The 25093-nt window shown below is 66.4% G+C and carries 25 protein-coding genes; 14 read left to right on the plus strand and 11 right to left on the minus strand.

Translation table 11 applies throughout. The features are described from left to right. Positions 1–36: 36 nt before the first annotated feature. Positions 37–1722, minus strand: a complete 1686-nt coding sequence (gene purH, locus FBY30_RS00840; RefSeq protein WP_142130742.1) for a bifunctional phosphoribosylaminoimidazolecarboxamide formyltransferase/IMP cyclohydrolase — start codon at positions 1720–1722, stop codon at positions 37–39. A gap of 142 nt (positions 1723–1864) precedes the next feature. Here purH and FBY30_RS00845 point away from each other — a divergent pair, with 142 nt between their 5' ends. Continuing rightward, complete coding sequence (locus FBY30_RS00845) at positions 1865–3217, plus strand: MFS transporter (RefSeq protein WP_142130743.1); 1353 nt, start codon at positions 1865–1867, stop codon at positions 3215–3217. A 4-nt stretch (positions 3218–3221) separates the two neighbouring features. Here FBY30_RS00845 and purN read toward each other — a convergent pair whose 3' ends face one another. Next, positions 3222–3806, minus strand: coding sequence for a phosphoribosylglycinamide formyltransferase (purN, locus tag FBY30_RS00850; RefSeq protein WP_142130744.1), 585 nt, complete (start codon positions 3804–3806; stop codon positions 3222–3224). Between the two features lie 39 nt (positions 3807–3845). Between purN and FBY30_RS00855 the strand changes: the two genes are divergently transcribed. Beyond that, the gene (locus tag FBY30_RS00855) at positions 3846–4277 is read left to right on the plus strand and encodes a hypothetical protein (RefSeq protein ID WP_142130745.1); all 432 of its coding nucleotides are present in this window, start codon (positions 3846–3848) and stop codon (positions 4275–4277) included. A 13-nt stretch (positions 4278–4290) separates the two neighbouring features. Here FBY30_RS00855 and FBY30_RS00860 read toward each other — a convergent pair whose 3' ends face one another. Then, positions 4291–5607, minus strand: a complete 1317-nt coding sequence (locus FBY30_RS00860) for a cell division protein PerM (RefSeq protein WP_142130746.1) — start codon at positions 5605–5607, stop codon at positions 4291–4293. A gap of 441 nt (positions 5608–6048) precedes the next feature. Next, complete coding sequence (locus FBY30_RS00865) at positions 6049–6924, minus strand: DUF2382 domain-containing protein (protein ID WP_142130747.1); 876 nt, start codon at positions 6922–6924, stop codon at positions 6049–6051. A gap of 259 nt (positions 6925–7183) precedes the next feature. Between FBY30_RS00865 and FBY30_RS00870 the strand changes: the two genes are divergently transcribed. Both FBY30_RS00870 and FBY30_RS00875 read left to right on the plus strand, forming a co-directional pair. Continuing rightward, positions 7184–8344, plus strand: a complete 1161-nt coding sequence (locus FBY30_RS00870; RefSeq protein ID WP_142130748.1) for a glycosyltransferase family 4 protein — start codon at positions 7184–7186, stop codon at positions 8342–8344. Then, a complete protein-coding gene (locus tag FBY30_RS00875) occupies positions 8341–9702 on the plus strand; it encodes a UDP-glucose dehydrogenase family protein (protein WP_142130749.1) in 1362 nt (453 codons plus the stop codon). Before FBY30_RS00870 ends, FBY30_RS00875 begins: the two co-directional genes overlap by 4 nt. A 71-nt stretch (positions 9703–9773) precedes the next feature. Here FBY30_RS00875 and FBY30_RS00880 read toward each other — a convergent pair whose 3' ends face one another. Continuing rightward, positions 9774–10637: an HAD family hydrolase gene (locus FBY30_RS00880; protein WP_142130750.1), complete on the minus strand. Its 864-nt coding sequence runs from the start codon at positions 10635–10637 to the stop codon at positions 9774–9776. A gap of 239 nt (positions 10638–10876) precedes the next feature. On the opposite strand from FBY30_RS00880, the gene FBY30_RS00885 reads away from it, so the two are divergent. Together FBY30_RS00885 and FBY30_RS00890 are read left to right on the plus strand one after the other, a co-directional pair. After that, complete coding sequence (locus FBY30_RS00885) at positions 10877–11146, plus strand: GlsB/YeaQ/YmgE family stress response membrane protein (RefSeq protein WP_142130751.1); 270 nt, start codon at positions 10877–10879, stop codon at positions 11144–11146. 146 nt (positions 11147–11292) lie between these two features. Next, positions 11293–13473: a putative bifunctional diguanylate cyclase/phosphodiesterase gene (locus FBY30_RS00890; protein ID WP_235009281.1), complete on the plus strand. Its 2181-nt coding sequence runs from the start codon at positions 11293–11295 to the stop codon at positions 13471–13473. Between the two features lie 14 nt (positions 13474–13487). Here FBY30_RS00890 and FBY30_RS20875 read toward each other — a convergent pair whose 3' ends face one another. Next, positions 13488–13910 carry a hypothetical protein gene (locus tag FBY30_RS20875; protein ID WP_235009282.1) on the minus strand — a complete coding sequence of 141 codons (423 nt, stop codon included), beginning with the start codon at positions 13908–13910 and terminating at the stop codon, positions 13488–13490. 225 nt (positions 13911–14135) lie between these two features. Here FBY30_RS20875 and FBY30_RS00900 point away from each other — a divergent pair, with 225 nt between their 5' ends. After that, the gene (locus FBY30_RS00900; RefSeq protein ID WP_142130752.1) at positions 14136–14687 is read left to right on the plus strand and encodes a dihydrofolate reductase family protein; all 552 of its coding nucleotides are present in this window, start codon (positions 14136–14138) and stop codon (positions 14685–14687) included. A 10-nt stretch (positions 14688–14697) separates the two neighbouring features. Here FBY30_RS00900 and FBY30_RS00905 read toward each other — a convergent pair whose 3' ends face one another. Beyond that, the gene (locus FBY30_RS00905; RefSeq protein ID WP_142130753.1) at positions 14698–15048 is read right to left on the minus strand and encodes a DUF3846 domain-containing protein; all 351 of its coding nucleotides are present in this window, start codon (positions 15046–15048) and stop codon (positions 14698–14700) included. Between the two features lie 142 nt (positions 15049–15190). Between FBY30_RS00905 and rlmC the strand changes: the two genes are divergently transcribed. Beyond that, positions 15191–16318 (plus strand): 23S rRNA (uracil(747)-C(5))-methyltransferase RlmC, encoded by a 1128-nt coding sequence (gene rlmC, locus FBY30_RS00910; protein WP_142130754.1) that lies wholly within the window; start codon positions 15191–15193, stop codon positions 16316–16318. Positions 16319–16337: 19 nt separating this feature from the next. Here the strand turns inward: rlmC and FBY30_RS00915 are convergent, their stop codons facing one another. Then, positions 16338–16958, minus strand: a complete 621-nt coding sequence (locus FBY30_RS00915) for an FMN-binding negative transcriptional regulator (protein ID WP_142130755.1) — start codon at positions 16956–16958, stop codon at positions 16338–16340. A 19-nt stretch (positions 16959–16977) separates the two neighbouring features. Continuing rightward, positions 16978–17940, minus strand: coding sequence for a DMT family transporter (locus FBY30_RS00920; RefSeq protein WP_142130756.1), 963 nt, complete (start codon positions 17938–17940; stop codon positions 16978–16980). Here FBY30_RS00920 and FBY30_RS00925 point away from each other — a divergent pair. From FBY30_RS00925 to FBY30_RS00940, 4 genes are all read left to right on the plus strand, one after another. Beyond that, a complete protein-coding gene (locus FBY30_RS00925; protein ID WP_142130757.1) occupies positions 17939–19348 on the plus strand; it encodes an aminotransferase-like domain-containing protein in 1410 nt (469 codons plus the stop codon). The two genes, FBY30_RS00920 and FBY30_RS00925, sit on opposite strands and share 2 nt — an antisense overlap. A gap of 163 nt (positions 19349–19511) precedes the next feature. Further along, on the plus strand, positions 19512–20228 hold the full coding sequence (locus tag FBY30_RS00930; RefSeq protein ID WP_160141440.1) for a GAF and ANTAR domain-containing protein: 717 nt from the start codon (positions 19512–19514) through the stop codon (positions 20226–20228). Between the two features lie 9 nt (positions 20229–20237). Continuing rightward, the gene (locus FBY30_RS00935) at positions 20238–20597 is read left to right on the plus strand and encodes a hypothetical protein (protein WP_142130759.1); all 360 of its coding nucleotides are present in this window, start codon (positions 20238–20240) and stop codon (positions 20595–20597) included. Between the two features lie 130 nt (positions 20598–20727). Next, the gene (locus tag FBY30_RS00940) at positions 20728–21516 is read left to right on the plus strand and encodes a hypothetical protein (protein WP_235009284.1); all 789 of its coding nucleotides are present in this window, start codon (positions 20728–20730) and stop codon (positions 21514–21516) included. An 8-nt stretch (positions 21517–21524) separates the two neighbouring features. Here the strand turns inward: FBY30_RS00940 and FBY30_RS00945 are convergent, their stop codons facing one another. Next, positions 21525–22349, minus strand: coding sequence for an SDR family NAD(P)-dependent oxidoreductase (locus FBY30_RS00945; protein ID WP_142130760.1), 825 nt, complete (start codon positions 22347–22349; stop codon positions 21525–21527). 256 nt (positions 22350–22605) lie between these two features. Between FBY30_RS00945 and FBY30_RS00950 the strand changes: the two genes are divergently transcribed. Continuing rightward, positions 22606–24012: a GntT/GntP/DsdX family permease gene (locus tag FBY30_RS00950; RefSeq protein ID WP_142130761.1), complete on the plus strand. Its 1407-nt coding sequence runs from the start codon at positions 22606–22608 to the stop codon at positions 24010–24012. After that, positions 24012–24623, plus strand: a complete 612-nt coding sequence (locus tag FBY30_RS00955) for a gluconokinase (RefSeq protein WP_142130762.1) — start codon at positions 24012–24014, stop codon at positions 24621–24623. Before FBY30_RS00950 ends, FBY30_RS00955 begins: the two co-directional genes overlap by 1 nt. 173 nt (positions 24624–24796) lie before the next feature. On the opposite strand, the gene FBY30_RS00960 is transcribed toward FBY30_RS00955, so the two are convergent. Further along, positions 24797–25000 carry a cold-shock protein gene (locus FBY30_RS00960; RefSeq protein WP_015936345.1) on the minus strand — a complete coding sequence of 68 codons (204 nt, stop codon included), beginning with the start codon at positions 24998–25000 and terminating at the stop codon, positions 24797–24799. Between the last annotated feature and the right edge of the window lie 93 nt (positions 25001–25093).

Consider the following 25093-nt stretch of genomic DNA (forward strand, 5'->3'; position numbering starts at 1 on the left):
GGCTCACGCCGCCAGGTTCCCTGGCCAAGCGTGGGATTAGTGGAAGAAGTGGCGGGCTCCGGTGAAGTACATGGTGATGCCTGCAGCGTTCGCTGCCGCAATCACCTCTTCATCGCGGACGGAGCCGCCGGGCTGGACCACGGCGCGGACGCCGGCGGCGATCAGGATCTGCAGGCCGTCAGCGAACGGGAAGAACGCGTCGGAGGCTGCCACGGCACCGCGCGCCCGCTCCGGTGCCCCGGCACCGCTGGCGTTGGAGGCACCGCCGGCACCTTCGACGTCGGACTCCACCGTGACGCCCAGGGTGTTGGCCCGCTCCACGGCCAGGCGGCAGGAGTCAAGGCGGTTGACCTGGCCCATGCCGATGCCCACCGCGGCGCCGTCCTCGGCAAGGAGGATGGCGTTGGACTTCGCGGCACGGCAGGCGGTCCAGGCGAAGGCGAGGTCAGCGAGGGTCTTTTCGTCCGCGGCTTCGCCGGCGGCGAGGGTCCAGTTGGCGGGGTTGTCGCCGTCGGCGTCCACCTTGTCCGTGACCTGGACCAGCATGCCGCCGGACACCTGGCGGAACTCCGTGGGGTACCGGCCGTAGCCCTCGGGCAGGGCGAGCAGGCGGATGTTCTTCTTCTTGGAGAGGATTTCCACGGCCTCCGGCTCGAAGCCGGGGGCGATGACCACCTCGGTGAAGATGTCTTTCACGGTGTTGGCCATGCCGGCGGTGACGGTGCGGTTGGCAGCGATCACGCCACCGAATGCGGACACGGGATCGCAGGCATGGGCCTTCGCGTGGGCATCGGCGATGGGGTCCGCAGCGCCAGCGGAACCAACGGCCACACCGCACGGGTTGGCGTGCTTGATGATGGCGACGGCGGGCTCGACGAAGTCGTAGGCGGCGCGCAATGCGGCGTCGGCGTCAACGAAGTTGTTGTAGCTCATGGCCTTGCCGTGCAGCTGGTCAGCCTGGGCGATGCCCATCGGCGCGGCCTTGTCCACGTACAGTGCGGCCTGCTGGTGCGGGTTCTCGCCGTAGCGAAGCACCTCGGAGCGTTCCAGGGACAAGCCGGCGTAGGCGGGCCAGTCGATGACGCCGTCGCCGTCCTCGTCCAGGAACTGGCTGGCGGTCCAGGTGGCCACCGCGTTGTCGTAGGCGGCAGTGTGCGCGAATGCCTTGGCGGCGAGGCGGCGGCGGGTCTTCAGGTCGAAGCCGCCGGCGGCAGCGGCCTCCACCACCTCGCCGTAGAAGGAGGGGTCAACCACGATGGCGACGGCGGCATGGTTCTTGGCTGCCGACCGCACCATGGCAGGTCCTCCGATGTCGATCTGCTCCACGACGTCGTCCTGCGCGGCGCCGGACTTGACCGTCTCGACGAACGGGTAGAGGTTCACCACCACCAGGTCGAACGCTTCGATGTCCATGCTGGCGAGGGTTTCCATGTGGGCCGGGACGCGGCGGTCCGCCAGGATGCCGCCGTGGACGCGGGGGTGCAGAGTCTTGACGCGGCCGTCCAGCATCTCGGGTGAACCGGTGACTTCCTCCACCTCCTGCACGGGAATGCCGGCGGCGGCGATCTTCTTGGCCGTGGAGCCGGTGGAGACGAGCTTCACGCCGGCGGCGTGCAGGCCTTTGGCGAGCTCCTCCAGACCGGTTTTGTCGTAGACCGAGATCAGGGCCCGGCGGATGGGTACACGGTCAATGGATACGCGTTCATGCTGCGTGAAGCTCACAAATGTCTCCGTCTTATCTCGCGGAACGAGGCCGCGGTTGGTGGGGATAGGGCCAGTTTATCGCGATGGGCGCTGTTGCCCCGTGTGTCTGCCGGAGTGTGAACGCGGCAGGCCGGGCTAGAGTTTTCAACAGGAGGCGGCGATGAATACTTACACCACTGTGCCCAGCGGCGAACAGGTGGTCCAGGAACTGCCCTGGCGATGGAAAGTCCAGGGCAGGATCTTCCTGGTGGGGGGCCTTGGCTTCATGTTCGACGCCTGGGATGTGACCCTGAACGGCATCCTGATTCCGCTGCTGTCCAAGCACTGGTCCCTCTCCGCCGGCGAGGCCGCGTGGGTGGGCACCTCGAACCTGATCGGCATGGCCCTGGGTGCCTTCATCTGGGGAACCATCGCGGACACGGTGGGGCGGAAGAAGGCCTTTACGGCAACCCTGCTGCTGTTCTCGGTGTTCACCGTGCTGGGCGCGTTCGCCCCCGACTTCATCTGGTTCTGCGTTTTCCGGTTCATGGCCGGGTTTGGTTTGGGCGGCTGCATCCCGGTGGACTATGCCCTGGTGGGTGAGTTCACTCCGCGGAAACAGCGCGGGAAGGTGCTGACCGCGATGGATGGGTGGTGGCCGGTAGGCGCAGCCCTGGCGGGCTTCGTCTCGGCAGGGCTGGTGGCCCTCTCCGGCGACTGGCGCCTGACCCTGCTGGTGATGGTGCTGCCGGCCCTGCTGGTGTTCTGGGTCCGGAGGAGTGTGCCGGAGTCCCCCTTGTTCCTCATCCGTAAGGGCCGCCGGGAGGAAGCGGCCCGGATCATCGACGGGCTGGTGGAAGCCACCGGCGCCGAACCCCGGGCTTACAGCCTTCCCGACGCCAAGGACGTGCCACGGCTTTCGGCCGGCAGCGCCTGGACCCAGCTCCGCTCCGTATGGCAGTTCAACTGGAAGATCACCACGGCGGCCTGGGCCCTGTTCTTCAGCATCCTGCTGGTGTACTACCTGTCCCTGACCTGGATGCCCCGGATCCTGATCGGCGCCGGATTCGCCGAGTACAAGGCGTTCGTCACAACTGCCTCCATGGCCGCCGTCGGATTCCTGGGCGTGGTGGTGGCCGCCCTCCTGGTGGAACGGGTGGGCCGCAAATGGATCCTTGCCATCACCGGTCCCCTGTCCGCGCTGACCCTGGTGATCGTGGCGTTCGTGGTGGACATCCCCACCGCCGCGGTGTTCTGGCTGCTGGTGTTCGGGTTCGTGGTGCAGGTGGCCATCCCGGTCCTGTACGCGTACGTGTCCGAGCTCTACCCCACCGAACTGCGCGGCACCGGCTTTGGCTGGGCTTCCACGTTCTCGCGGCTGGGTGCAGGGTTTGGGCCGCTGATCTTCGCCAACTACTTCTGGCCCGAACTCGGGCTGGCCACGTCGTTCGCCCTGGCAGGTGCCCTGGTCCTGGCGTCGGTGCTGTGGATGGCGTTCTGCTCCCCCGAAACCCGCCAGCGCCGCCTGCAGTAGCCCTCTAGACGGAGGCGGAGTAGGCGGGATCCGCGGCGAGCCCGGCCAGGGTGGAGACCAGGAGCCGGCGCTCCACCACCTTGATGCGCTCGTGCAGGGTTTCCTCGGTGTCCGAGTCCTCGATGGCCACCGCTTCCTGGGCGATGATGGGGCCCGTGTCCACGCCGGCGTCGGCCCAGTGCACGGTGCAGCCGGTGACCTTGACCCCGTACGCCATTGCATCGCGGACGCCGTGGGCCCCGGGGAATGCCGGAAGCAGCGCGGGGTGGGTGTTGAGGTACCTGCCGTTGAATGCATCGATGAAGCTGGGGCTCACGATCCGCATGAACCCGGACGACACCACTACGTCGGGCTTGTACGCGGCCACGGCGTCGGTGAGGGCCGCATTCCAGTCGGCGCGTTCCGGGTAGGCCTTGAAGTCCACCACGAAGGTGGGGATGCCGGCGGCAGCAGAACGTTCGACGCCGTACGTCCCCTGGCGGTCAGCACCCACCGCCGCGATTTCCACGTCCAGCTCCCCCGCCTTGACGGCGTCAATGACGGCCTGGAGGTTGGACCCGGTTCCGGAAACGAGGACGACGATACGCATTGGTCCAGCTTAGGTGCACGCTCGCGTACGCTGGAAAACATGAACAGCGAACCGGGCCGGAGCGGGCCGCAGCAGGTCAAACCCCCGCTCAGCGAGGGGGCCAAGGCTTCGCTTGCCAAGACCCGCACCCTGTTCCGGATGTTTGTTGTCTCGGTCCTCGGCGCGTTCTTCGTGTACCAGCTGGATGTCGGCTACCTCTGGCTGGCGACAGTGCTGACCGCAGTGGGCCTGGTCCTGGGCGTTGTCCTGCTGGTGCGGGCCATCCGGTTGAGGGAATCAAAGCTGGTCCTCTTCGGCACCATTTCCGGCCTGGTGGTGGCGGCCGTCATGGTGCTGCTTATAGTCACCACTTTGGTCCTCTACGACCAAGTGCGCGAATACCAGGCCTGCCTTGGCCGGGCACTGACGGACCGGGCCACCCACGCGTGCATGGTGCAGTTCCAGGACGTCCTGCCCACAAAGGTGCGCTAGCCGCTAATGGCTCCTAGTGGACCAGCTCCGCGTCCCGTTCCACGGCGCGGCCCTTCTCCCGTTCCAGCCACGGTCCGGCTGCGTAGCCAATGACGACGCCGATGCCCACCTCCGCGGCCACCCACAGTCCCGTCCACAGCGGGTCGGGTCCGATGTCCGTCAGGCGGCCAAGGCCGGCTGAGCCCCGGGCGAGCCAGGCCAGGACCGCGGTCAGCGCTCCGGCAGCCAGGCCGGCCAGGACCGCGAGTACCAACGTGGAGGCACTTGCCGTGAACCAGCGGGCGTGGATCTTGATGGCCAGCCACTCGTCAAAGTGGTTTTCGCCCTCCCGAAGGAACCACCATCCGGCCATGACACCTGCCAACACCGGAACCACCAGGGCCACAGAGGCGTAGTCGAGGGACCCTGACGGGATGGCCGACAGGACGGGGATGGAGGGCACCGGCCCGACGGCGGTGGCCAGCGGACCCACGTGGGAGCCGGCTCCCATGGCGAAACCCGCGCCGGACGTCCAGGCGAGGGCAAAGACGACAAGGTTGGGCAGGAAGCCGAGCTGTGCAATGGTGAGGGCCGCGCCTCCCACCGGGCCGGCGTCGAGCGCTTCATAGACGGACACCACGAGGTTCCAGTGGATGAACAGGTCGACTGCCAGCAGCGTAGCGGCCAGGGTGAGGGCGGACATCACGGCCACGAATCCGGCTTTCGCCACGGATGCGAAGTACGAGCCGGCCCAGCGCGAATGCTGGCTGGTCCGCGAAATCCAGTCAACGGCGTCGACGCCGATGAGCCGGCTCCACGAACCTGCTTCCCGTCGTGCCCCGATCACCATGCCCAGTCCGTACGGAATCAGGGGAATCAGCAGGGCGTACCAAAGATTGATGATGACGTCGGCAGTGCGGCAAACGAACCCGGTGGCCACTCCGAAGGCCGCATAGACCACCCATGACCCCAGCAGCGCCTGCCAAAGCTGATCGGTATAGGAGGCGCGGGCCAGCCGGCGGCCGGCGCGCCATGCCAGCAGGAACGGGATAAGCGTCAGGCCCAGGGGAACCAGGCTCAACATGCCGGAGCCGCCGTGGGAGGCTGCCTCAGGTCCGGCGCCCGCGAGTTCCAGCGGCACGCCGTGGACCAGGAGCCAGGACTGGCCGGCCAGCCTGGCGAGGACCTCGAACTGTCCGTTCTGGAAACCGGCGGTGGCCCACACGGCAACGATGGGCGCCACCACCACCAGCGCGGAAATGACGGCCGCCTGCCCCGTTTCAAGGGCACCCTGCAGCCACAACGGCATGGGAAGGCCACGGTCTCCGGTCTGATCAGCGCGCAGTTTCATCGTGTTCCATGGTGTCACGGAGGGCCGGTCGCGCCCGCGAACGACAGGCTCAGCGGCAGCACTGATCAACAAGCAAATACCCCACGGCCCGGCGCTTTTTAGGGGGCACGGCCGTAAAATTGGTAGAAACCAACACCCGCCGCCCCGCCCAGGGGGTACTGCGATTTCTGCTGGCGCCGCACCTGGTCAGTGCCGGCAACGGGCCCGGATTGTCGTAAGCCGGGAAAACAGGAGCCGCGAATGAGAGATGAACCGTAAGTTCTGAAGATATTCGTCCTACTGGCTGGTGCAGTCACCGCTATCGGCGCGGCTGCACCAGCATCTTAAGACGGTGCGGCGCCGGGAGCCTCCAAGTAGGCTCCCGGCGCCGTTCACCGTGTCAGGGCTGCTGCTCCAACCAGCCGGTCCAGGGGAACAAGGGGACCGTGTCCCCCGCTCCGATCAGCGGCGGGTGTCGCCGTCGGTGTCGATGTGTTCCTTGCGGACTTCTTCGTTGACGGTTTCCTCGCCGCGGACAGTTTCCTTGTCCAGCCGGACCCGCTCCACCGGAACGGCTTCCTTCTCCACCACCGGGCGTTCCTCGTGGAGGACCACCTCGTGCTCTTCTTCGCTGATGGCGGGCCCGTCGAGGGCGGCGCCGCGGTTTGCGTCCGTGATGGGCTCGCGCTCCACGCGGACCTCTTCACGCTCCACCGGGATGGTCTTGGTGACATTCTCCGTGGTGACGTACTTCCGCAGCCGTGCGCGGCCGGTGGCCTGGCGCTCCGTGCCCACGTGCAGCTGCTCCTCGGAGCGCGTCATGGCGTCGTCCGTGGTGGGGCCGGAGGTGTCGTGCCCAACCGTTCCGCGGGAATCGGTATCGCGCTCGGAGCGGATGCCGGCCGTGGGGGTGCCTGCGTTCAGGTCGGCATCGCCCTGCAGGTCGGCGTCCGTCCTGGTTCCGGAGCTGGCAATGTCGGAAGTTGAGTACCCTGTGGTCGCCTCGGTGTAGGTCTGTGCACCGTTACGGTCGTAGTAGGTGTAGAGCCGGTCCTCTTCCTCGGGGCTGAGGTGGCCGTCGGCGTCCACGCGGGGAGCATCCTTGACGTGCTCCTTGGTGTAGGGAACCACCAGGTCCTCACCCTGTTCGTGTGCGCCTTCAACCGGCACGAAGGATTCGGACGTACCGAAAAGGCCCGTCTTCACGGTGACCCATGTGGGCTCACCCGTGTCGTCATCTGCGTACAGCTGCCCGATCGATCCGATCTTCGAGCCGTCGGAACCGACGACGTTGCCACCCTTGGTGAGCAGGTTTTCAAGGTTTTCCCTGTTAAGCATGACGTCTCCTTGGATTGTCTTTGCACTGGGTCTGCCAGCTGTGGATGTGATGGACCGGGGCTGACTCCCGACGTCCAGTTCCTGCCCCTTTGCTTGAGGCTCTGCGCTGACTGCCCCACTACCGTAAGCATGCTTAGCATCGAATGCCAAGCCTACTTAGTAATTTTTTTTGGAGCCGGGTGCAGCTGTTCACCCTTCCTTCTCCTCCGGGTCATGCTTTCTCCCCCGTCATTTCAAGGAAGGCACCCACGGTTGAGGGGTGAGGATCGCAATTGTCGCCGAATCATTTTTGCCGTTGATGAACGGTGTCACACACTCAATCCTGCGGGTCCTGGACCATCTCCAGGAGCGGGGCGACGACGTCCTGGTCATCGCCCCTTCCGCCCATGACGCGGAGCCGGCGGGCCAGGTAAAAGGTGCTGAGGTGCACAGGCTTCCGGCGGTCCCGCTGGCCGGCTACACGAATGTCAGGGTGGCCTTGGGTGGTGTGTGCCGGGTCAAGCGAATCCTTGCCGAGTACGCGCCCGACGTGGTGCACCTTGCCTCTCCCTTCGTACTGGGATGGCGTGCGGCGCAGGCTGCCAGCCAGCTGGGAATTCCCACCGTGGCCGTCTACCAGACGGAGGTTCCCAGCTACGCGGCCCGTTACGGCCTGCCCTTCCTGGAGAACTGGGCCTGGACCCGGGTGGAGAACATCCACCTGCTGGCCACGCGCACCCTGGTGCCCTCCACGTTCGCGCTGAACCAGTTGCGCGGCCGGGGTATCCCGCGGGTGCGCATGTGGCGCCGCGGTGTGGATACCGCGCGGTTCTCGCCGGAAAAGCGCGACGACGGCTGGCGGGCAACGGTAGCCCCCACTGGTGGGCGGATCATCGGCTACGTGGGCAGGCTTGCCATGGAAAAACAGGTGGAAGACCTGGCGGCCCTCGCCGGCATTCCCAACACACAGCTGGTGGTCGTGGGGGACGGACCCCAGCGCCAGGCCCTCGAAGCGGCACTTCCCGGCGCACTGTTCACCGGTTTCATGGGCGGCGAGGAACTGGCCCGGATTGTGGCATCCTTCGACCTGTTCGTCCACCCGGGCGAGTTTGAAACCTTCTGCCAGACCATCCAGGAGGCCATGGCATCGGGTGTGCCGGTGGTGGCCACGGGCCGGGGCGGCCCATTGGACCTGGTGGAAAATTCACGGACCGGATGGCTCTACGAACCGGGTGACCTCTCGGCGATGCGCGCCCGGGTGCAGGACCTGATGGGTGATGACGCCAAGCGCCGCGCGTTCGCGTCCGCCGCGCATGCCTCCGTCCAGGGCAGAACGTGGCCGGCGCTCTGCTCGGAATTGATCCACCACTACGAAGAGGCCATCGCGGCCGCCGGGCCGGTGCCGGCAAGCTCAATCAACACCAAGGGAGCGAACCTTTGAAGATATCTGTGATCGGCTGCGGCTACCTGGGCGCCGTCCACGCCGCAACGCTGGCATCCATGGGCCACACCGTGGTGGGTATCGACGTCGATCCCGGCAAGGTGCGGCAACTGGCGCAGGGCAGCGCGCCGTTCCACGAGCCCGGGCTGGACGAACTCCTCCAGGACGGCCGCACCACCGGGCGGCTGCTGTTTTCCACGGACCCGGCAGACGCCAAGGGTGCACAGGTGCACTTCCTCTGCGTGGGAACGCCGCAGGAAAAGACGTCCGACGCCGCCGACCTCACCTTCCTGGTCTCCGCAACGGAAGCGTTGCTGCCGCACCTGGCGCCGGGCGCCGTCGTCGTGGGCAAATCCACTGTCCCGGTTGGCACGGTGGACCTGCTTGGCACGATCCTGGCACCGCGGCACGACGTGCTGCTCGGCTGGAACCCCGAATTCCTGCGGCAGGGCACGGCCGTGAAGGACTCGCTGGTGCCGGACCGGCTGGTGTACGGCGTGGAGGGCGGACGGTCCGCTGCCTTCAACCCTGCCAGCGGGGTGCCTACGGGGGTAACGGCGGTACTGGATGCCGTCTATGAACCGCTGCTGGCCGCCGGAATCCCCCGCCTGGTGTGCAGTTTCGCCACGGCGGAGCTCATCAAGTCCGCCGCCAACGCATACCTGGCCACCAAGGTCAGCTTCATCAACGCGGTGGGGGAACTGTGCGATGCAGCCGGCGCGGACGTTAGCGAACTCAGCGCGGCAATGGGGTTGGACCCCAGAATCGGAAACCGATACCTGCAAGCGGGCCTGGGCTTCGGCGGGGGCTGCCTGCCCAAGGACATCCGCAGCTTCCGGACCCAGGCGGCAACGCTGGGCGTATCCGCCGTGGAGGACTGGATGCGCCTGGTGGACGGGGTGAACCTCGGCCAGCGCGACCGGACCGTCAGGCTCGCGGCGGAGCTCTGCGGCGGGGCCCTGGCCGGGCGTTCAGTGACCATCCTGGGCGCTTCCTTCAAGCCCGACACGGACGACATCCGCGACTCCCCCGCACTCGATGTCGCGGACCGGCTGGCCGCCGCCGGGGCTCACGTGACGGTCACGGATCCCAAAGCGGTGGACCTTGCCTGGCGGCGCTACCCGCGCCTCCGGTTCGAGGCCTCCACCGGGAAAGCGCTCCAGGACGCCGAGTTGGTGCTTTTGCTCACCGAATGGGACGAATACCGGCGGCTGAACCCCTCCCTTGCCGGCCAGTTGGTACGACGGCGGGTGGTCCTGGACGCGAGGAACGTTCTGGATACGGGGGCCTGGCAGGAGGAGGGGTGGGTTGTGCGCGGCCTGGGGACCTCCGCCGGAACCTTGAACCCGACACCCTGAGCACGGGCACCTTGGGCGCCGGCACTTGGAACGCTGGAAATTTGGAGGAGGCGGCTGCGGGACGCTGAGGTTTAGCCCAGGAGCCCCAACTCCGCGAAAGCCAGCGCAACACCGTTGCCGGCAGGCGCCGCGGTGACCCTGTCCGCAACAGCCAGAACGGCGGGGTGGCCGCCCGCCACGGCAATGCCCACACCCGCGTACTCGAGCATTTCGAGGTCGTTGGCACTGTCGCCGATGGCAACGATGTCCGCACGATCCAGGCCAAGCCGGGCCTCCACCACCTGGATGCCCACAGCCTTGTGCGTGCCGGCCATGAAGATCTCCCCGGCACGCTCACCCAGTGCTGACAGGGAACTGGGAATCAGCCCCACCTCCGGGCCCAGGGTTTCCATCAGGCGGCCCAGCGGCACCGGTGAATCGAAGCACGAAATTTTGGCGTAGGACGTGGCCCGGAGATCGTCGCTGTACTGCATCGGGCCCAGGATGTCCTCAAGTGGATCCACATCGGTGCTGAGGATCCCGTCGTGTTGCGGATGGCCGGCGAAAATGGGGCCCAGCACCTCCCGCAGCCGCCGGTCCACTCCCGTGCGGCCGTGCAGGGCCTCCGGAGCTTCCAGAATGTAGGCGGCATTGTGGGCGTCCAGGGTTTCCACAATTCGTGCGGCGAGATCCGGCTCGAAGCGCGCGTCCTTAAGGATCTCGCCGTCGACTTCCACCCTGGCTCCGGCGCCCGTGATGGTGCCGTCAAAGCCGGCGTCCAGAATGTGCCCCGGAACCATGGACAAGGGACGCCCGGTGCAGACAAAGACCAGGTGGCCCAGCTTGCGGGCCGTCCGCACGGCGTCCACGTGCGCTTCCGGTGCGAGGCCGTGGTCGGCATAAGTGCCGTCAATGTCGAGAAAGATGGCACGGGGCCTGGCGGTCTGGCTGGGCATGCCTGCGCTCCTTGGTCTGTTGCCGGAGTTGCCATTTTATCTGGGGCCACGGGCCCGGCAGGCCCCGGGGAGTGCAGCAACGGGACCTGCAATGGGCTCCCCGCTTATAAGCGGCGCATTTCCGGATAAATGACAACCATCCTGTGATATTCAAAGCCTTGCAGAATAGTAAGCCTGCTGATTGAATGTTCACACCGGAAATGGGGGCCCGGCACAACTTACTGACAAGGAGTGGCAACATGGGCATTATCGGTTTTCTTATCTTGGGCCTGATTGCTGGAGCCATTGCAAAGGCCATCCTGCCGGGCCGCCAAGGTGGCGGCTGGCTGGTGACCATGGTCCTGGGCGTTGTCGGGGCCATCCTGGGCGGCTGGATCGGCTCGCTGATCTTTGGCGGCGGCCTGGCGGAGTTCTTCGATCTCAGGACCTGGCTGCTGGCCATTCTGGGCTCGATCATTGTGCTGCTGATCTACGGCGCAGTCACCAACCGCAGCGGCCGCCGGGTGTAGCCGCTCCCACATAATCCATCAGAAAGAAGCGCCGGACTCCAAAAAAGAGGCCGGCGCTTCTTCTGTCCTGCCCGTGCGCTAATTTGCAGTGCCGCTTTCCCACCCTATTTTCGCTGTGGCCTTTATGATGGCGAAGGGGTGGTGTAATGACCGGGTTTCCAGACCGCGGCAACAATGTGGCATTACAAACTTTTGGCGTGGTCATGGACGCGAGTCCGGACGCGCTGCTGGCTGTAAGCGGTGACGGCACCGTCCTGGCGGCCAACGCTGCGGCAGCGAGGCTTTTTGGCCTTCAGCAGGACTCCTTTACCGGCCTGGACCACCGAACGCTGTTCGCGGCGGGCTCCCGGGACAAGCTTGCCCACCTGCTGCACCAAATCCTGACCCGGCCCGGGGAATTCGCACCGCCCAGGGACATAACGGGGCTGCGCGGGGACGGGACAGAGTTCCCCCTGGAACTGGCAGCGGCTCCCCTCCCGGGACAGGAAACGGCTGCCGACGCCGATGGCAGCCCTGGCAAGGCAGGTGCCAACCAGGCAAAGCCCACCCAGCTCCTGCTCTCGGCCCGCGGAACAGCGCACCGCGCAGCAGCGGACGCAAACCTGCGCGATGCGATGTCGCTGCTGACCGCCACCCTTGAGTCGACCGCCGACGGCATCCTGGTGATGGGCGTCGACGGGCGGGTGGCCGGGTTCAACGAACAATTCCTGTCTATGTGGAGCCTTCCGCCGGAAATTCTGGAAGCGGACAGCGATGCGCCTGCGATGTGGATGGTCATGGAGCAAGTGGCAGACCCCGTGCCATTCACGGCACGGCTGGGCGAACTCCAGGAAGACCCTGCCGCTGAAAGCCACGACGTGGTGGAACTGCGCGACGGGCGTACCTTCGAGCGCTATTCCCGGCCGCAACGGGTGGGCGACAAGATCGTGGGCCGGGTGTGGAGCTTCCGCGATGTGACTCCCCGGCGGAAAGCGCAGGAGCAGGCACACCGGGCCATGATGGACCTTGCGGTCCAGGCGGAGAAGCTACGGGCCATGGCGTTCCAGGACCCGCTGACTGGGCTGGCGAACAGGGCGGTGTTCAACGACGCCCTGGCCGAGGCACTGCAGGAACCCCGGCTGAAGACAGTGGATGTCCTGCTCCTTGACCTGGACGATTTCAAGGAAGTCAACGACATCCTTGGCCACCAGGCCGGCGACGACATGCTCATCGAAGTGGCCCGCCGGCTCCGCGGCTGCGTCCCCACAGCGGACGTGGTGGCCAGGCTGGGCGGCGACGAATTCGTGGTGCTCCTCACGGCCTGCCCCGATGCGGACGCGATCGCGGCGTGCATCGTGCGCTGCCTGCACGTCCCCGTAACCATCGGCGGCACCGTCCTCCGGCCCAGCCTCAGCCTTGGGGTTGCCTCGCTGGGCCAGGACAGCGTGGGGCCCTCCGAACTGCTGCGGCACGCCGATATTGCCATGTATGCGGCCAAAGCTGCCGGCAAGAACCGGTTCCTGCGCTTCCACCCGGACATGATGCAGGCTCTGGTGCAGCGCACCCACATGGAGAGCGGACTGCAGCTGGCCGTGCCGCGGGGCGAGATCACCGTGGACTTCCAACCGATCGTCTCCCACCGCATGGGCCAGGTGGTCCAGCTGGAGGCACTGGCCAGGTGGGACCGCGGCGGCGAGCAGGTGCCGCCGTCAATCTTCATTCCACTGGCCGAGCGCACCGGGCTGATCGGCGAGATCGGGGCCGAGGTGATGGCATCAGGCATGGTGCAGCTGGCCCGCTGGCTCAGCGAAGATCCGTCCCGCTCCCTGGCCGTCAACGTCTCCGGCGTCCAGTTGCAGGAACCGGATTTCGCCGAGACTGTCCTGCAACTGGCGGAGGCCAGCGGCGTGGCGCCCTACCAGCTGGTTATGGAAGTCACCGAGAGCGTCTTTTTCGACGCCGACTGCAGCCTGATCCAGCAGCTGAGCACCCTCCGGGATGCCGGCGCCCGCGTGGCGCTGGATGATTTTGGCACCGGCTATTCCTCCCTGGGCCGGCTGCAGGACCTGCCGGTGGACACGGTCAAGATCGACAAGACCTTTGTGTCCATGGTGCGGACCGGCAACGAGCGGCTGCCCATCCTCAGCTCGATGATCAACATGGCCCACAGCCTGGGGCTGACCGTTACCGCGGAAGGAATAGAGACCCCGGCACAGGCTGACTACCTGACCGCGCTGGAATGCGATTCGCTGCAGGGCTACCTGTTCTCGCTGCCGGAACCGGGCGAACGCCTTGGCCAGGCGCTCCACCATGCCGAAGAGGCCCTTAACGCCCTGAAGGGGCGGTAAGGGCCTCTTCGGAGTTAGGCTGCTTCCGTGCGCCCGGGGCGCGGCTTGGTGGGCGCAGGTGCAGAACCATTGGGCTCTGCCGGGTCGGCAGGTGCGGAGGCACCGGAAGTGACAGGGTCCGACGCCGGCGCGTCCTCAAAGTGCCCAGCGGCAGGTTCGGCGCTGGTTGCCGCAAAGCTGGCAGGTGCCGGCGCGGCCGCGCGGTTCCGGCGCCAACGGCGGATGAGGTCGGCGGCGGCGAGCAGCCCAGCCAGGGGGGTCAGCACGGCAGACGCGTAGACAAAGAGCATCCAGGTCAGCGTGGTCAGCGGCGGCTGGTTGTTGTTGAGCAGGGACAGTCCGCCGAGCAGGCCGACGATCCAGAACAGCAGAACGGCTGTCAGTACGGCACCGGCGGGGAAATACTGGTTGGTCACGACTTTTTTCAGGGTTTCCATGCACTTCCTCCTGCCTGGCCGGGGGGATCGGCAAAAGCCGCTCAAAAACAAGTATGGGGCCCGGCCCGGGCGAAACCGGGTAAGACGACACGGCGAGTGATGAACCTAACGCAGCCACCCGCCGTCGTACGTATCCCTGGCCCAAAAAAGCGTGCCGCAGACCCTTCCCCCAACGGAAACTGCCGAATACCGTAAGGCCTGTCCGCTCAATTTCTGGAGGCTCCCATGCGCAATGTCACTGCCGGCCTGTTCCACTCCGTGGATGGTGTGGTGTCCGAACCTTTCAAGTTCCAGTTCGACAGCTTCGACGACGAACTGGGCGAAGGCCTGACCAGGATGATGAACAACGTGGACACCGTGGTGCTGGGCCGGGTCAGCTACCAGGAGTGGGCGGATTACTGGCCGAACGCCTCAACCGACCAGGACTTTGCGGCGTTCATCAACCCGGTGGAGAAGTTCGTGGCCTCGCGCACGCTGACCGAACCGCTGGAGTGGCAGAACTCCCGGCTGATGGATGCGCCGCTTGAGGAGTTCGTGGCCGGTTTGAAGGAGCGCGACGGCGGCGAGATCGCCGTGTGCGGAAGCATCTCCGTGGTGCGGCAGCTATTGTTCGCCGGGCTGCTGGACTCGCTGCAGCTGATGACCCACCCAGTCATCGCCGGAAGCGGCCGCCGGCTGTTCGAGGACGGCGACCCGCTGACCCGCCTGGTGCTCCAGGACCAGAAGACCACCAGCAAGGGCAACGTGCTCAGCACCTACGGGGTGCGCAGCGAGTAGCCGGCCGGACTTAGGCGGCCAGCGGCGACCCGAACAATTCCTCGGCCAGCCGCGCCAAGTGCTCCGGGATGTCGGCTTCCGCCCCGTGTTCACCGCGGCCCAGGAAGACCGCGGTGCCACGGATTCCGTTAAGGTCCAAACCGCATTCGTGCATCAACTGCCCGGCCCGGATGTTGACCGGCAGGAGCATGGTGACACTTTCGGCGTTCAGGTAAACGTGCCAGTCGCCGCGGATCACCGACTCCAGCGGCCCGCCTACCAGGGCTTCCAGTGCCTGCAGGTCCGCTGCCACCTGCTCGATGCGCATGGGTTCTGAATTGCCGGCCGGTACTACAAGTGCTGTGTAAGTTCTGTTGTCCATCGTTCTGTCTCCACTGGGTTTAACACCTGGGGAGACAGTGGTGTTCCCGCATGGTTCGGCACCCTTCAGAAAAGTACGACGGCGGCCATCGCCCAGCGCCGTCGTCGGACCTTCCGCGCTGGGCGCGTAAAATGGACCAGTCATGCACTGTTCCTACTTTGATGCCGGCACCTGCCGCTCCTGCACCCAGATGGGCAGGCCGTACGGCGAACAGCTGGCCGGCAAGCAGCAGCACTGCCAGACCCTCCTCTCCGACCACACCGGCCTCGAATGGCTGCCGCCCGTTGCCAGCGAAGAGTCCGGCTTCCGCAACAAGGCCAAGATGGTGATCGGCGGCACGGCGCAAAACCCCACAATCGGGATCCTGGACGCCGACGGCCACGGCGTGGACCTGCGCAAGTGCGGCGTCTGCTCCCCCGGCCTGCGGGCAGTTTTCCCGGTGCTGGCCAGCTTCATCCGCAGGCTGCGCCTCACGCCCTACGACGTCCCCAGGCGCACGGGTGAACTCAAGCACGTCATCATCACCGAGTCCCCGGACGGCGAGGTCATGCTCCGCCTGGTGCTGCGCTCCGAGAACACGCTACCGCGCATCCGGAAGCACCTGCCGGACCTCCTGGCGGCCCTGCCGCAAGTGAAGGTGGTATCGGTCAACCTGCTCCCGGAGCACAAGGCAGTCCTGGAGGGCGAGCGCGAGATCCTGCTGACGGAGCAGTCCACCCTGAACATGCGGGTCAACGGCATCAACCTTCGCCTCCGCCCGCAAAGCTTCTTCCAGACCAACACGGAGATGGCCGGGGCGCTGTACCGGCAGGGGCGCGAATGGGTCAACGAGCTGGCCCCGGCCTCGGTCTGGGACCTGTACTGCGGCGTGGGCGGCTTCGCCCTGCACAGCGCCGCCCCCTCCCGCACGGTGACCGGCATCGAGGCCAGCAGCGAAGCGATCGTTTCCGCCCGGCTCAGCAGCGACGAAGCAGGGCTGGAGGGGATGGAGTTCCAGGCCGGTGACGCCACGGCGTTCGCCCTTGCGGCGGAGCAGTCGCCGGAGCTGGTGATCGTGAACCCGCCCCGGCGCGGCATCGGCAAGGAGCTGTGCGGCTGGCTGGAGTCATCCGGCGTGCAGCACGTGGTCTACTCCAGCTGCAACGCCCAGTCGCTGGCCCGCGACCTGGCCGCCCTTCCCTCCTTCAGCGCACGGCGGGCCCGGGTGCTGGACATGTTCCCGCAGACCACGCACTACGAGGTGATGGTGCTGCTGGAGCGGACTGCGTAGGCAGCAACGTTCGGCCGGCTCAGGGGCGGACCCGTTCGACGGCGGCCGCGCCGGCTTCCCGCCCGACGCTCCGGAGCCCGGAAGCCACCCCTTGCGCGTCGGCGGCGGAGCGGTTCTGGCTCAGTTTCTCCTTCGCCTCGATCCGGGTAATCACCAGCTCCACGCCCACGATGGCCCGCAGCTGCCCTGCGATGAATTTGTCCGGCGCATCGTCAACAGTCCACGGTTCCTCCCGGCCGCTCTCGTGCAGCGCGGTCAGGTGCCGGACGTGCCGTGCCAGCCAGCCGGCGTCGTCATGGACCACCAGCTCGCCGTACACGTGGGCGGTGCTGTAGTTCCAGGTGGGGACCACCCTGCCGTGCTCGGCTTTGGAGCCGTACCAGGACGGCGAGATGTAGTCGTCCGGCCCCTGGATGATGGCGAGCGCCTCACCAATCGGCACGCTGGACCATTGCGGGTTGTTCCGCGCCATGTGCGCCTGCAGCGCCCCGTGCTCCCCCACGGCGGGGTTGAAGGCGAACGGCAGCAGCGTTGCCAGCAGGCCCTGGTTTGTCATGGTCACCAGGTTGGCGGCGCCGGGGCTCGCGAGGAGGTTCCGGACGGCGTCAGGACGGGCAGCGAAGTGGGCAGGAACGTACATGTCGGGGTCCTTTCGGTGGTCAGGAGGTTGGCTTAAGCCGGACGCGGACGGCCGCGGCGGCGCAGAGGATGACGGCAACGGCGCCAATGACGGTGGTCCAGGTGAGGTCCTCGCCCAGCAGGAGGGCTGCCCAGCAGATGCTCATCACGGGCTGGAGCAGCTGGATCTGGCTCACCTGCGCCATGGGGCCGATGGCTAGTCCGCGGTACCAGGCGAAGAAGCCCAGGAACATGCTCACCACGGCGAGGTATCCGAAGGCGGCCCACTGGACGGGGGTGGCCGACGGCGGCTGGTCCAGGACGGAAACCCCGGCCAGGACCAGCATGGCCGGAGCGGCGAGGACCAGCGCCCATGCGATGGTCTGCCACGATCCCAGTTCGCGGGCCAGCAGGCCGCCCTCCGCGTACCCCACCGCCGCGCAGGCGACGGCGCCGAGCAGCAGGAGGTCGGCCCAGTGCAGGTGCCCCACACCGCCGGACTGAAGGAACGCGAAGGACACCGCCGCCAGCGAACCAAGCAGCATCACCGCCCAAAAAGCGGGACGCGCCCGCTCGCGGGTGCGCAGGATGGCCGCCGTTGCCGTGGCTGCCGGCAACAGGGCGATGACCACCGCGCCATGCCCCGCCGGAACGGCAGTGAGTGCATAGGAGGTGAGCAGCGGAAAGCCGACGACGACGCCCGCAGCCACGAGCGCGAGGCGCAGCCAGGTGCCGGGTTGCGGCAGCCGCTGGCGGGTGATGGCCAGGGCTGCGGCCGCGAGGAGTGCGGCCACCACGGCCCGGCCGGAACCGATGAACAGCGGTGGGATCCCGGCGACGGCGACCCGGGTGAATGGGACGGTGAAGGAGAAGGCCGCGACGCCCAGGAGGCCCCACCAGATTCCAATGGCCTTGCGGGCTTGAGCGGAACTGGGCAGTCCATTGCTCTGGGACGGCAGTACCACTGGGTCACCAAGGACAGTAGCGCTACTATGTTCTTTCATGAATAACGATAGCAGCTCCCGGATCGTTGCGGCACTGCGCCACTGGATTTCGGACGCCGCCCCGGGCGCGCGCTTGCCGTCCACCCGGCAGTTGGTGGCGGAGTACCAGGCCAGTCCCGTGACGGTGCAAAAGGCGCTGCAGGCGCTGACCGCGCAGGGGTTGATCGACAGCCGGCCGGGGGTGGGAACCTTCGTCCGGGCCGTGCGCACCGCACGGCCGTCGGACTATGGCTGGCAAACCGCTGCGCTGCGGCCGCCGTCGGCCCCGTTGCCGTCGTCGTCGGGCACCATGCGCAACGTTCCGGGCGACGCCATCTGGTTCCACTCCGGCTACCCGGACCGCGAGCTGCTGCCGGAACGGCTGGTCCGTTCCGCCCTGGCTCGGGCCGCGCGCGGCGACGCCGCCCTGTCCAGGCCTCCGGCCGCCGGCATGCCCGAACTGCAGCAATGGTTCGCCCAGGAACTGGGATCGGCGACCCCTGTGGGCATCACTCCCCCGACACCGAATGACGTCATCGTGCTGCCGGGAAGCCAAAGCGGACTCAGCTCCATCTTCCGTGCGCTGGTAGGTGCCGGCCAGCCGCTGCTCATCGAATCACCGTCCTACTGGGGCGCCATCCTGGCTGCAGCCCAGACCGAAGTGCGGCTGATTCCCGTTCCCAGCGGACCGGAGGGACCGGACCCGGCGGACGTGGAGCGCGCCTTTGTCGAAACCGGGGCGCGCGCCTTCTACGTACAGCCCAACTATTCGAATCCTGCCGGCACCCAGTGGTCCCGGGGGCGGGGCGACGAGATCCTGGAGGTGGCACGCCGGCACGGCGCGTTCCTGGTGGAGGACGACTGGGCACACGACTTCGGCATCACCTCGGACCCCATACCCCTGGCCACCAGGGACGATTCCGGCCACGTGGTCTACATCCGGTCCCTGACCAAGAGCGTTTCCACCGCCATTCGCGTAGCCGCCGTGATCGCGCGCGGACCGGCGCGGGAACGCATTCTGGGCCACCGGGCCGCCGAATCAATGTACGTGAGCGGCCTGCTGCAGGCCGCGGCGTTGGATGTGGTGACCCAACCCGGATGGCACTCGCACCTGCGGAACCTCCGCCAGCAGCTCCAGTCGCGCCGGGACCTGTTGGCCAGCAGCATCCGTGAGCACGTTCCGCAGGCCCATATCGACAACCTGCCCAAGGGTGGGCTCAACCTGTGGGTGCGTCTGCCGGACGGCACGGATCTTCCCCGGCTGGTGCGGGACTGTGACGATGCCGGCGTCATCATTGCCGCCGGCACGGAATGGTTTCCTGCCGAACCGGCGGGGGCCTTCATCCGGCTCAACTACTCTGGCCCGAACCCCGGCGCCTACCCGGAGGGAGCCAGGATCATCGGCGGCGCACTGGCACGGCAGGTCTGAGTTGGTGCGTTTCGGGCCGGTGCATCCGTGACGGAAGGGACTACTGTTTTCATCACAGGCACAACCACGCCACGCACTTTGACCTGCTCTTGCCCTTCCGATGGGGAGGGCCGGCCACCTTCATCCAGCAGCCTCGGTGCCGGGGCATGAAAAGGTGATCAACATGGACAACTCCCTACCGCTGGCCAATGAGCTGGCCAAGCTGACAGGACAGGCAGCGGACGGCTTTCTCACCGAGGAGAATGCGTCCAAAGCCGTCCAGTCCCTGGCCTACGTCCTCCGGGACTCGATCCCTAACGCCGCCGGGGCCGGCGCTTCGATTATCAACGCGCGCGGGCGGCGGGAAAGCGCGGGTGCCACCGATCCAGTGGTCCTCCGGGCCGACAAGCTGCAGTACGAGCTGGGCCAGGGGCCGTGCCTGAGCGCGTGGGCTGAACAGCGTGCCATCATCATCCAGGACACCAGGCAAGAGACCCGCTGGCCCAAGTGGACAGCAGCCATCGCGGAACTGCCGCTGCGGTCCGTGCTCAGTGCCCCACTGACCACTGAGGGAAGGCGCATCGGCGCACTCAAGGTGTACTCGCCGTCTCCGTTGGTGTTCGACGACCACTCAGTTTTCCTGATTGAGCGGCTGGCCGGTCCCGCAGCCGTCCTCCTGGGCAGCGCGCGCGACCGTGAAGCGACACAGCGGCTTGGTTCGCAGCTTGCGGAGGCGCTCGCCAACAGGGACGCGATTTCGCAAGCCCAAGGCGTCCTGATCGAGCGGATGCACGTGAGCTCCCGCGAGGCCTTGGATGTAATGCTGGCTGAGTCCCGCAAAGAGGGCAAGCCATTGCAGGAGGTAGCGCGCGGAATCGTTAACGGGCTCGCCGACGGGTAGGAACCTTTTGTGGACGAATTCGCTCAGCCCCTGGAACAGGCACAGGCGACCTGCGAAGCCATGCAGGAATCCGGGATCACACTCAGCGCCGTCTGGATGCGCTACTTCAGCTTCACCGGCGCCGCAGGCGAGTACGAAATTGACGCCTACCTGAATGGGTCATTGGAACTGCCGGCCCCCGAGCGGGACCTCGTGGCCCATGCAGTCAACGAACTCATCAAGGAGCTTCCCCCGCGCCGGATGGCCCCCTACAGCCCCAACGGCAAGAAGCCCACGCACGGCCCTGACGCGAAGCACGACGGGGCCCACGACGGAACGAAGGGGCAACCGCTCGGGAAATCCCCGGACGGGTCACCGGACAAAAAATGACGCCGGCCCGTCATCTCTGAGGGTTGCCCAAGGAATAAATCAAGATTTGCGCTTAACCCGTTCTCCCCCCGGCGGACGAAGCTACGCTGGCCGTGCATCCGCATCCGGCACACGCAATTGGGGGACAACTATGCCCGGCTTCCACAACTTCGCCCCGCCCTGTTCACGCCGCCAGGAAGACACATCCCCGGCAGGCTCCCTGCTGCGGAAGGGCACCAGCAAGGCGCTGGGCGCCGGGGCCGCTGCCGCCGTCGTACTTCTCCTGGCCGGTTGCGGCGGACCCCAGGCCTCGCTGACCTCCGCCGCCGGGCCAGCCAGTGAGTCCGCCTCCGCAACACCCACGGCGAAGCCCACCCCCAGCACGCCGATCGCCAATACTCCTTGCACGGCTGTCAACGCCCAGCAGGTCTCTGCCAGCGCCAGCTACGTATGCACCAAGGACGAATCCGGCAAGCTGGTGTGGCTTGAAGCCGCCGAATCCAAGCGGGTCACCGACAAGATCGCCGCCGCGGAGGCAGCGAAAGCGGCGGCAGACAAGGCAGCAGCGGAGAAGGCGGCGGCAGACAAAGCCGCAGCCGATAAAGCCGCGGCAGACAAGGCAGCAGCTGACAAGGCCGCCGCGGACGCCGCAGCAGCCCGGCAGGCCGCCGAAGCGAAGGCGGCCCAGGACGCGGCAGCAAAGGCAGCCGCCGAGGCTGCTGCGAAGGCCGCGGCTCCTCCGGCCCCCGTGGCACCGGCCGTCCCGGGAACCAACCCAGGCTGCGATCCGAACTATTCAGGCTGCGTGCCCATCGCCTCCGACGTGGACTGCGCAGGCGGAAGCGGCAACGGACCTGCCTACGTCCGTGGCCCGGTCCAGGTCATCGGCCGGGACATCTACGGGCTGGACGCAGACCACGACGGCGTGGGCTGCGAATAAGGGTCCGGTCAGGCAAACGCCCTGACCAGTTCCGCGCTCTTTTCCCACAGGCCGCGCGCCAGCACGGCGTCGTACGCCTGGGGGTTGGCCTTGGCCAGGGCGCGCTTGGCGTAGTAGGCGCCGGAGATCCAGTCCGTGCCGGCGGTGCCGTTGATGAGCCACAGCATGGTGTCGGCACCCTGGTCCGGGCTGAGCATGAAGCGGTTCAGCAACGTTGTGTACACGTGTCGGAACGGGCTTGAAGACTCCGCCGCGAAGTTGGTGCGGACCACGCCGGGGTGGAACGCCGCCGTCGTAATCCCTTGTTCGTGGAAGCGGCGGTGCAGCTCGGAGGTAAACAAGATGTTGGCCAGCTTGCCGGTGCCGTAGGCGCGGTTGGTGCTGTAGCCGTGCTCGGCCGTGAGATCGAACAGGTCCAGCTTGCCGAAGTTGTTGGCGGCGCTGGAGGTGTTGATCACCTTCGCGTTGCTGGCAGTGAGCGTGTCCATGAGGAGCGTGGTGAGCAGGAACGGCGCCAGGTGGTTGACCTGGAACGTGGATTCGTTGCCATCCACAGTGAGGGCGCGCTTGCCCATGATGCCGCCGGCGTTGTTGGCCAGGACATCGATGCGGGAGTAGTTGGCCTTCAGTTTTTCCGCGAGGTCGCGGACCTGTGCAAGGTCCGCGAAGTCGGCCAGGTAGTGGTCCGCGCCGATGTCTCCGGCCAAGGCGCGGGTCTTTTCCGCTGACCGGCCGACGACGACCACCTGCTCCCCTGCCTTGGCCAGCGTCCGTGCCGCTGCAGCTCCGATGCCGTCGCTGGCGCCGGTGATCACGATGGTGCGAGGAGTCAAGGGGTGTCCTTTGGTCGGCGGGCGGCGCACCGGCGTGGCGCACCATGGGGCATAACGACGGCGGGGCGGCCAGTGTTCCCACAGCCGCCCCGTCACGGCGCCCGCAGTTCGTCTTCCAGCTGGCGCGGGAGCAGCTCCAGCGTGACGCGGACTTCATATAAGTAGGACATATTCAGTACGGTGGTGTCATACGTCATACTTATTACGGCACGCCACCAGTTTCGTTGGCGGCCGTACCCCACATCGAGGAAGCAACATGCAATCCCTTCTCCTTCCCGCCGCCACAGAGCCGTGGAACGGACACGATACGCAACTGGTCGTGGTCGCTGCCATCGGCATTGCGCTGATCGTTTTCCTGATCGTCAAACTCAAACTCCACCCGTTCCTGTCGCTGGTCCTTGGATCGGCGTTTGTTGGCCTCGCCTCCGGGGTCGAACTGGGCAAGGTCATCAGCAACTTCGAAGACGGCGTCGGTGGCACGCTGAAAGAAGTTGGCCTGCTGATCGCGCTCGGCGCCATGCTGGGCAAACTGTTGGCAGACTCCGGGGGCGCCAACCGGGTGGTGGACACCCTGCTTGGCAAAGTCTCCCCGAAAGTCCTGCCCTGGGCCATGGCACTGGTGGCCGTCATCATCGGTTTGCCGATGTTCTTCGAAATCGGCCTTGTGCTGCTGCTTCCTGTCATCGTCCTGGTGGCCCAGCGCTCCGGCCGGAAGCTGATGCGCGTTGCCATTCCCGCCCTCGCAGGCCTCTCGGTCCTGCACGGCCTGGTCCCGCCGCACCCCGGTCCGCTCGTGGCCATCTCCAGCCTCAACGCCCCGCTGGGCATCACCCTGGCCCTCGGACTCCTGATCGCAATCCCCACCGTCATCATCTGCGGTCCACTGTTCGCCATCTACGCCGCGCGCTGGGTGCCGGTGGATGCACCCAAGGTGGCCGGCGGCATCGACACCGAACATACCCAGGCCGACCCCGACGTTAAGCGCCAGCCGACCTTCCTCGTGACACTGCTGACCATCGTCTTCCCTGTGGTGCTGATGCTCCTCAAGGCGGTAGTGGACATCGTTGACCCCAACTCCAAGAACCCCAGCGCGGCCCGCGTCTTCTTTGACTTCATCGGGGAACCGCTGGTGGCCATGACCCTCGCAGTCCTGCTGGCCCTGGTGACGTTCGGCTACGCCGTCGGCTTCACCGGCACCAAGATCGGAAGCAAGATCGGCGCGTCGGTGGGCCCCATCGCCGCGGTGATCCTGATCGTGGGTGCAGGTGGCGGTTTCAAGCAGACCCTCATCGGAGCCGGAGTGGGCGATGCCGTTGCCAAGTGGGCCACCGGAGCCAACATCTCCGTCCTGGTCCTGGGCTTCCTCATCGCGGTCGCAATCCGGCTCGCAACCGGTTCAGCCACCGTGGCAACGGTGACGGCGGCAGGCATTGTTGCGCCCCTGGCGGCAAGCCTCTCCCCCGGCCACGCAGGCCTGCTGGTCCTCGCTGTCGGCGCCGGTTCCTTGTTCCTCTCCCACGTGAACGACGCCGGTTTCTGGCTGGTCAAGGAACTCTTTGGCCTGAGCGTAGGCCAGACATTCAAAACGTGGTCCGTCATGGAAACCCTCATCTCCGTGGTCGGATTCGCCCTGGTCATGATCCTCTCAGTGGTGATCCCTTGATGGACGCCGCACCCACCCCCGAGTCCGTCCAGCAGCCGGTTCTCGTCATCATGGGCGTGTCCGGGTCAGGCAAGTCGACGGTGGCAGGCATCCTTGCGGGCCAGCTCGGCTGGGATCTGGAGGAAGGCGACGACCTGCACCCAGCGGAAAACGTGGCAAAGATGGCCTCCGGGATCCCCCTGACGGACGAAGACCGCTGGCCCTGGCTGGACACCATCGCCTCGTGGATCATTGAGCATACGATGGCTGGAATACCGGGCATCATCACCTGCTCTGCGCTGAAGAAGATCTACAGGGACCGGCTCCGCGAGAAGAACGTCGTTTTCGTGCATTTGTCCGGCTCCAAGGAACAGATCGGCCGGCGGCTGACGGCACGGATGGACCACTACATGCCCCCGTCACTGCTGGATTCGCAGATCGCCACCCTTGAGCCGCCGGGACCGGATGAAAACACCATCGTGGTGGACGTGGGGCGGACTCCCGCTGAGGAAGCCGCCGAGGTTGTCAGGCGCCTGGGCCTCTCTCCGGCTTCCGGATCGAGCGCACTGGGCCATCCCCACCCGGGCCGGTCGTCCGCAGCAGGTCAGCCCGGGGAGCCGGCCGGCGCCTAGGCCTGTCCGCACCGGAAGGCTGCCAGTGCCGGCGTGCCCGGTTGGAGCAAACGCTCCAACCGGGCACGGAAACCCGGAACTTCCAGCACACGTGGGTTAACAAAAAGCAGGACCTGCCGAAATTCGGCAAGCCCTGCTTTTGAGAAACCTAACGGTCCCGGATCCCTAGGAAATTAGAGAGCCTGGATGTTGGTGGCCTGGGGACCCTTGGGGCCCTGCTCGGTGTCGAAGGAAACCTTCTGGTTCTCTTCGAGGGAGCGGAAGCCGGAGGAGTTGATCGCGGAGTAGTGTGCGAACACGTCCTGCGAGGAGTCGTCCGGGGAGATGAAGCCGAAGCCCTTTTCAGCGTTAAACCATTTGACGGTACCAGTAGCCATTTATTTTGTCCTTCGTGAAGGTGGAGGGGATGTCCCGACTTTCGGGCCCTCCGGCGTGGGGTGTTCAAAAACCGCTACTTCAGAAGAACACGG

Source organism: Arthrobacter sp. SLBN-83, assembly GCF_006715285.1.
In the GTDB taxonomy this organism is placed as follows: domain Bacteria; phylum Actinomycetota; class Actinomycetes; order Actinomycetales; family Micrococcaceae; genus Arthrobacter.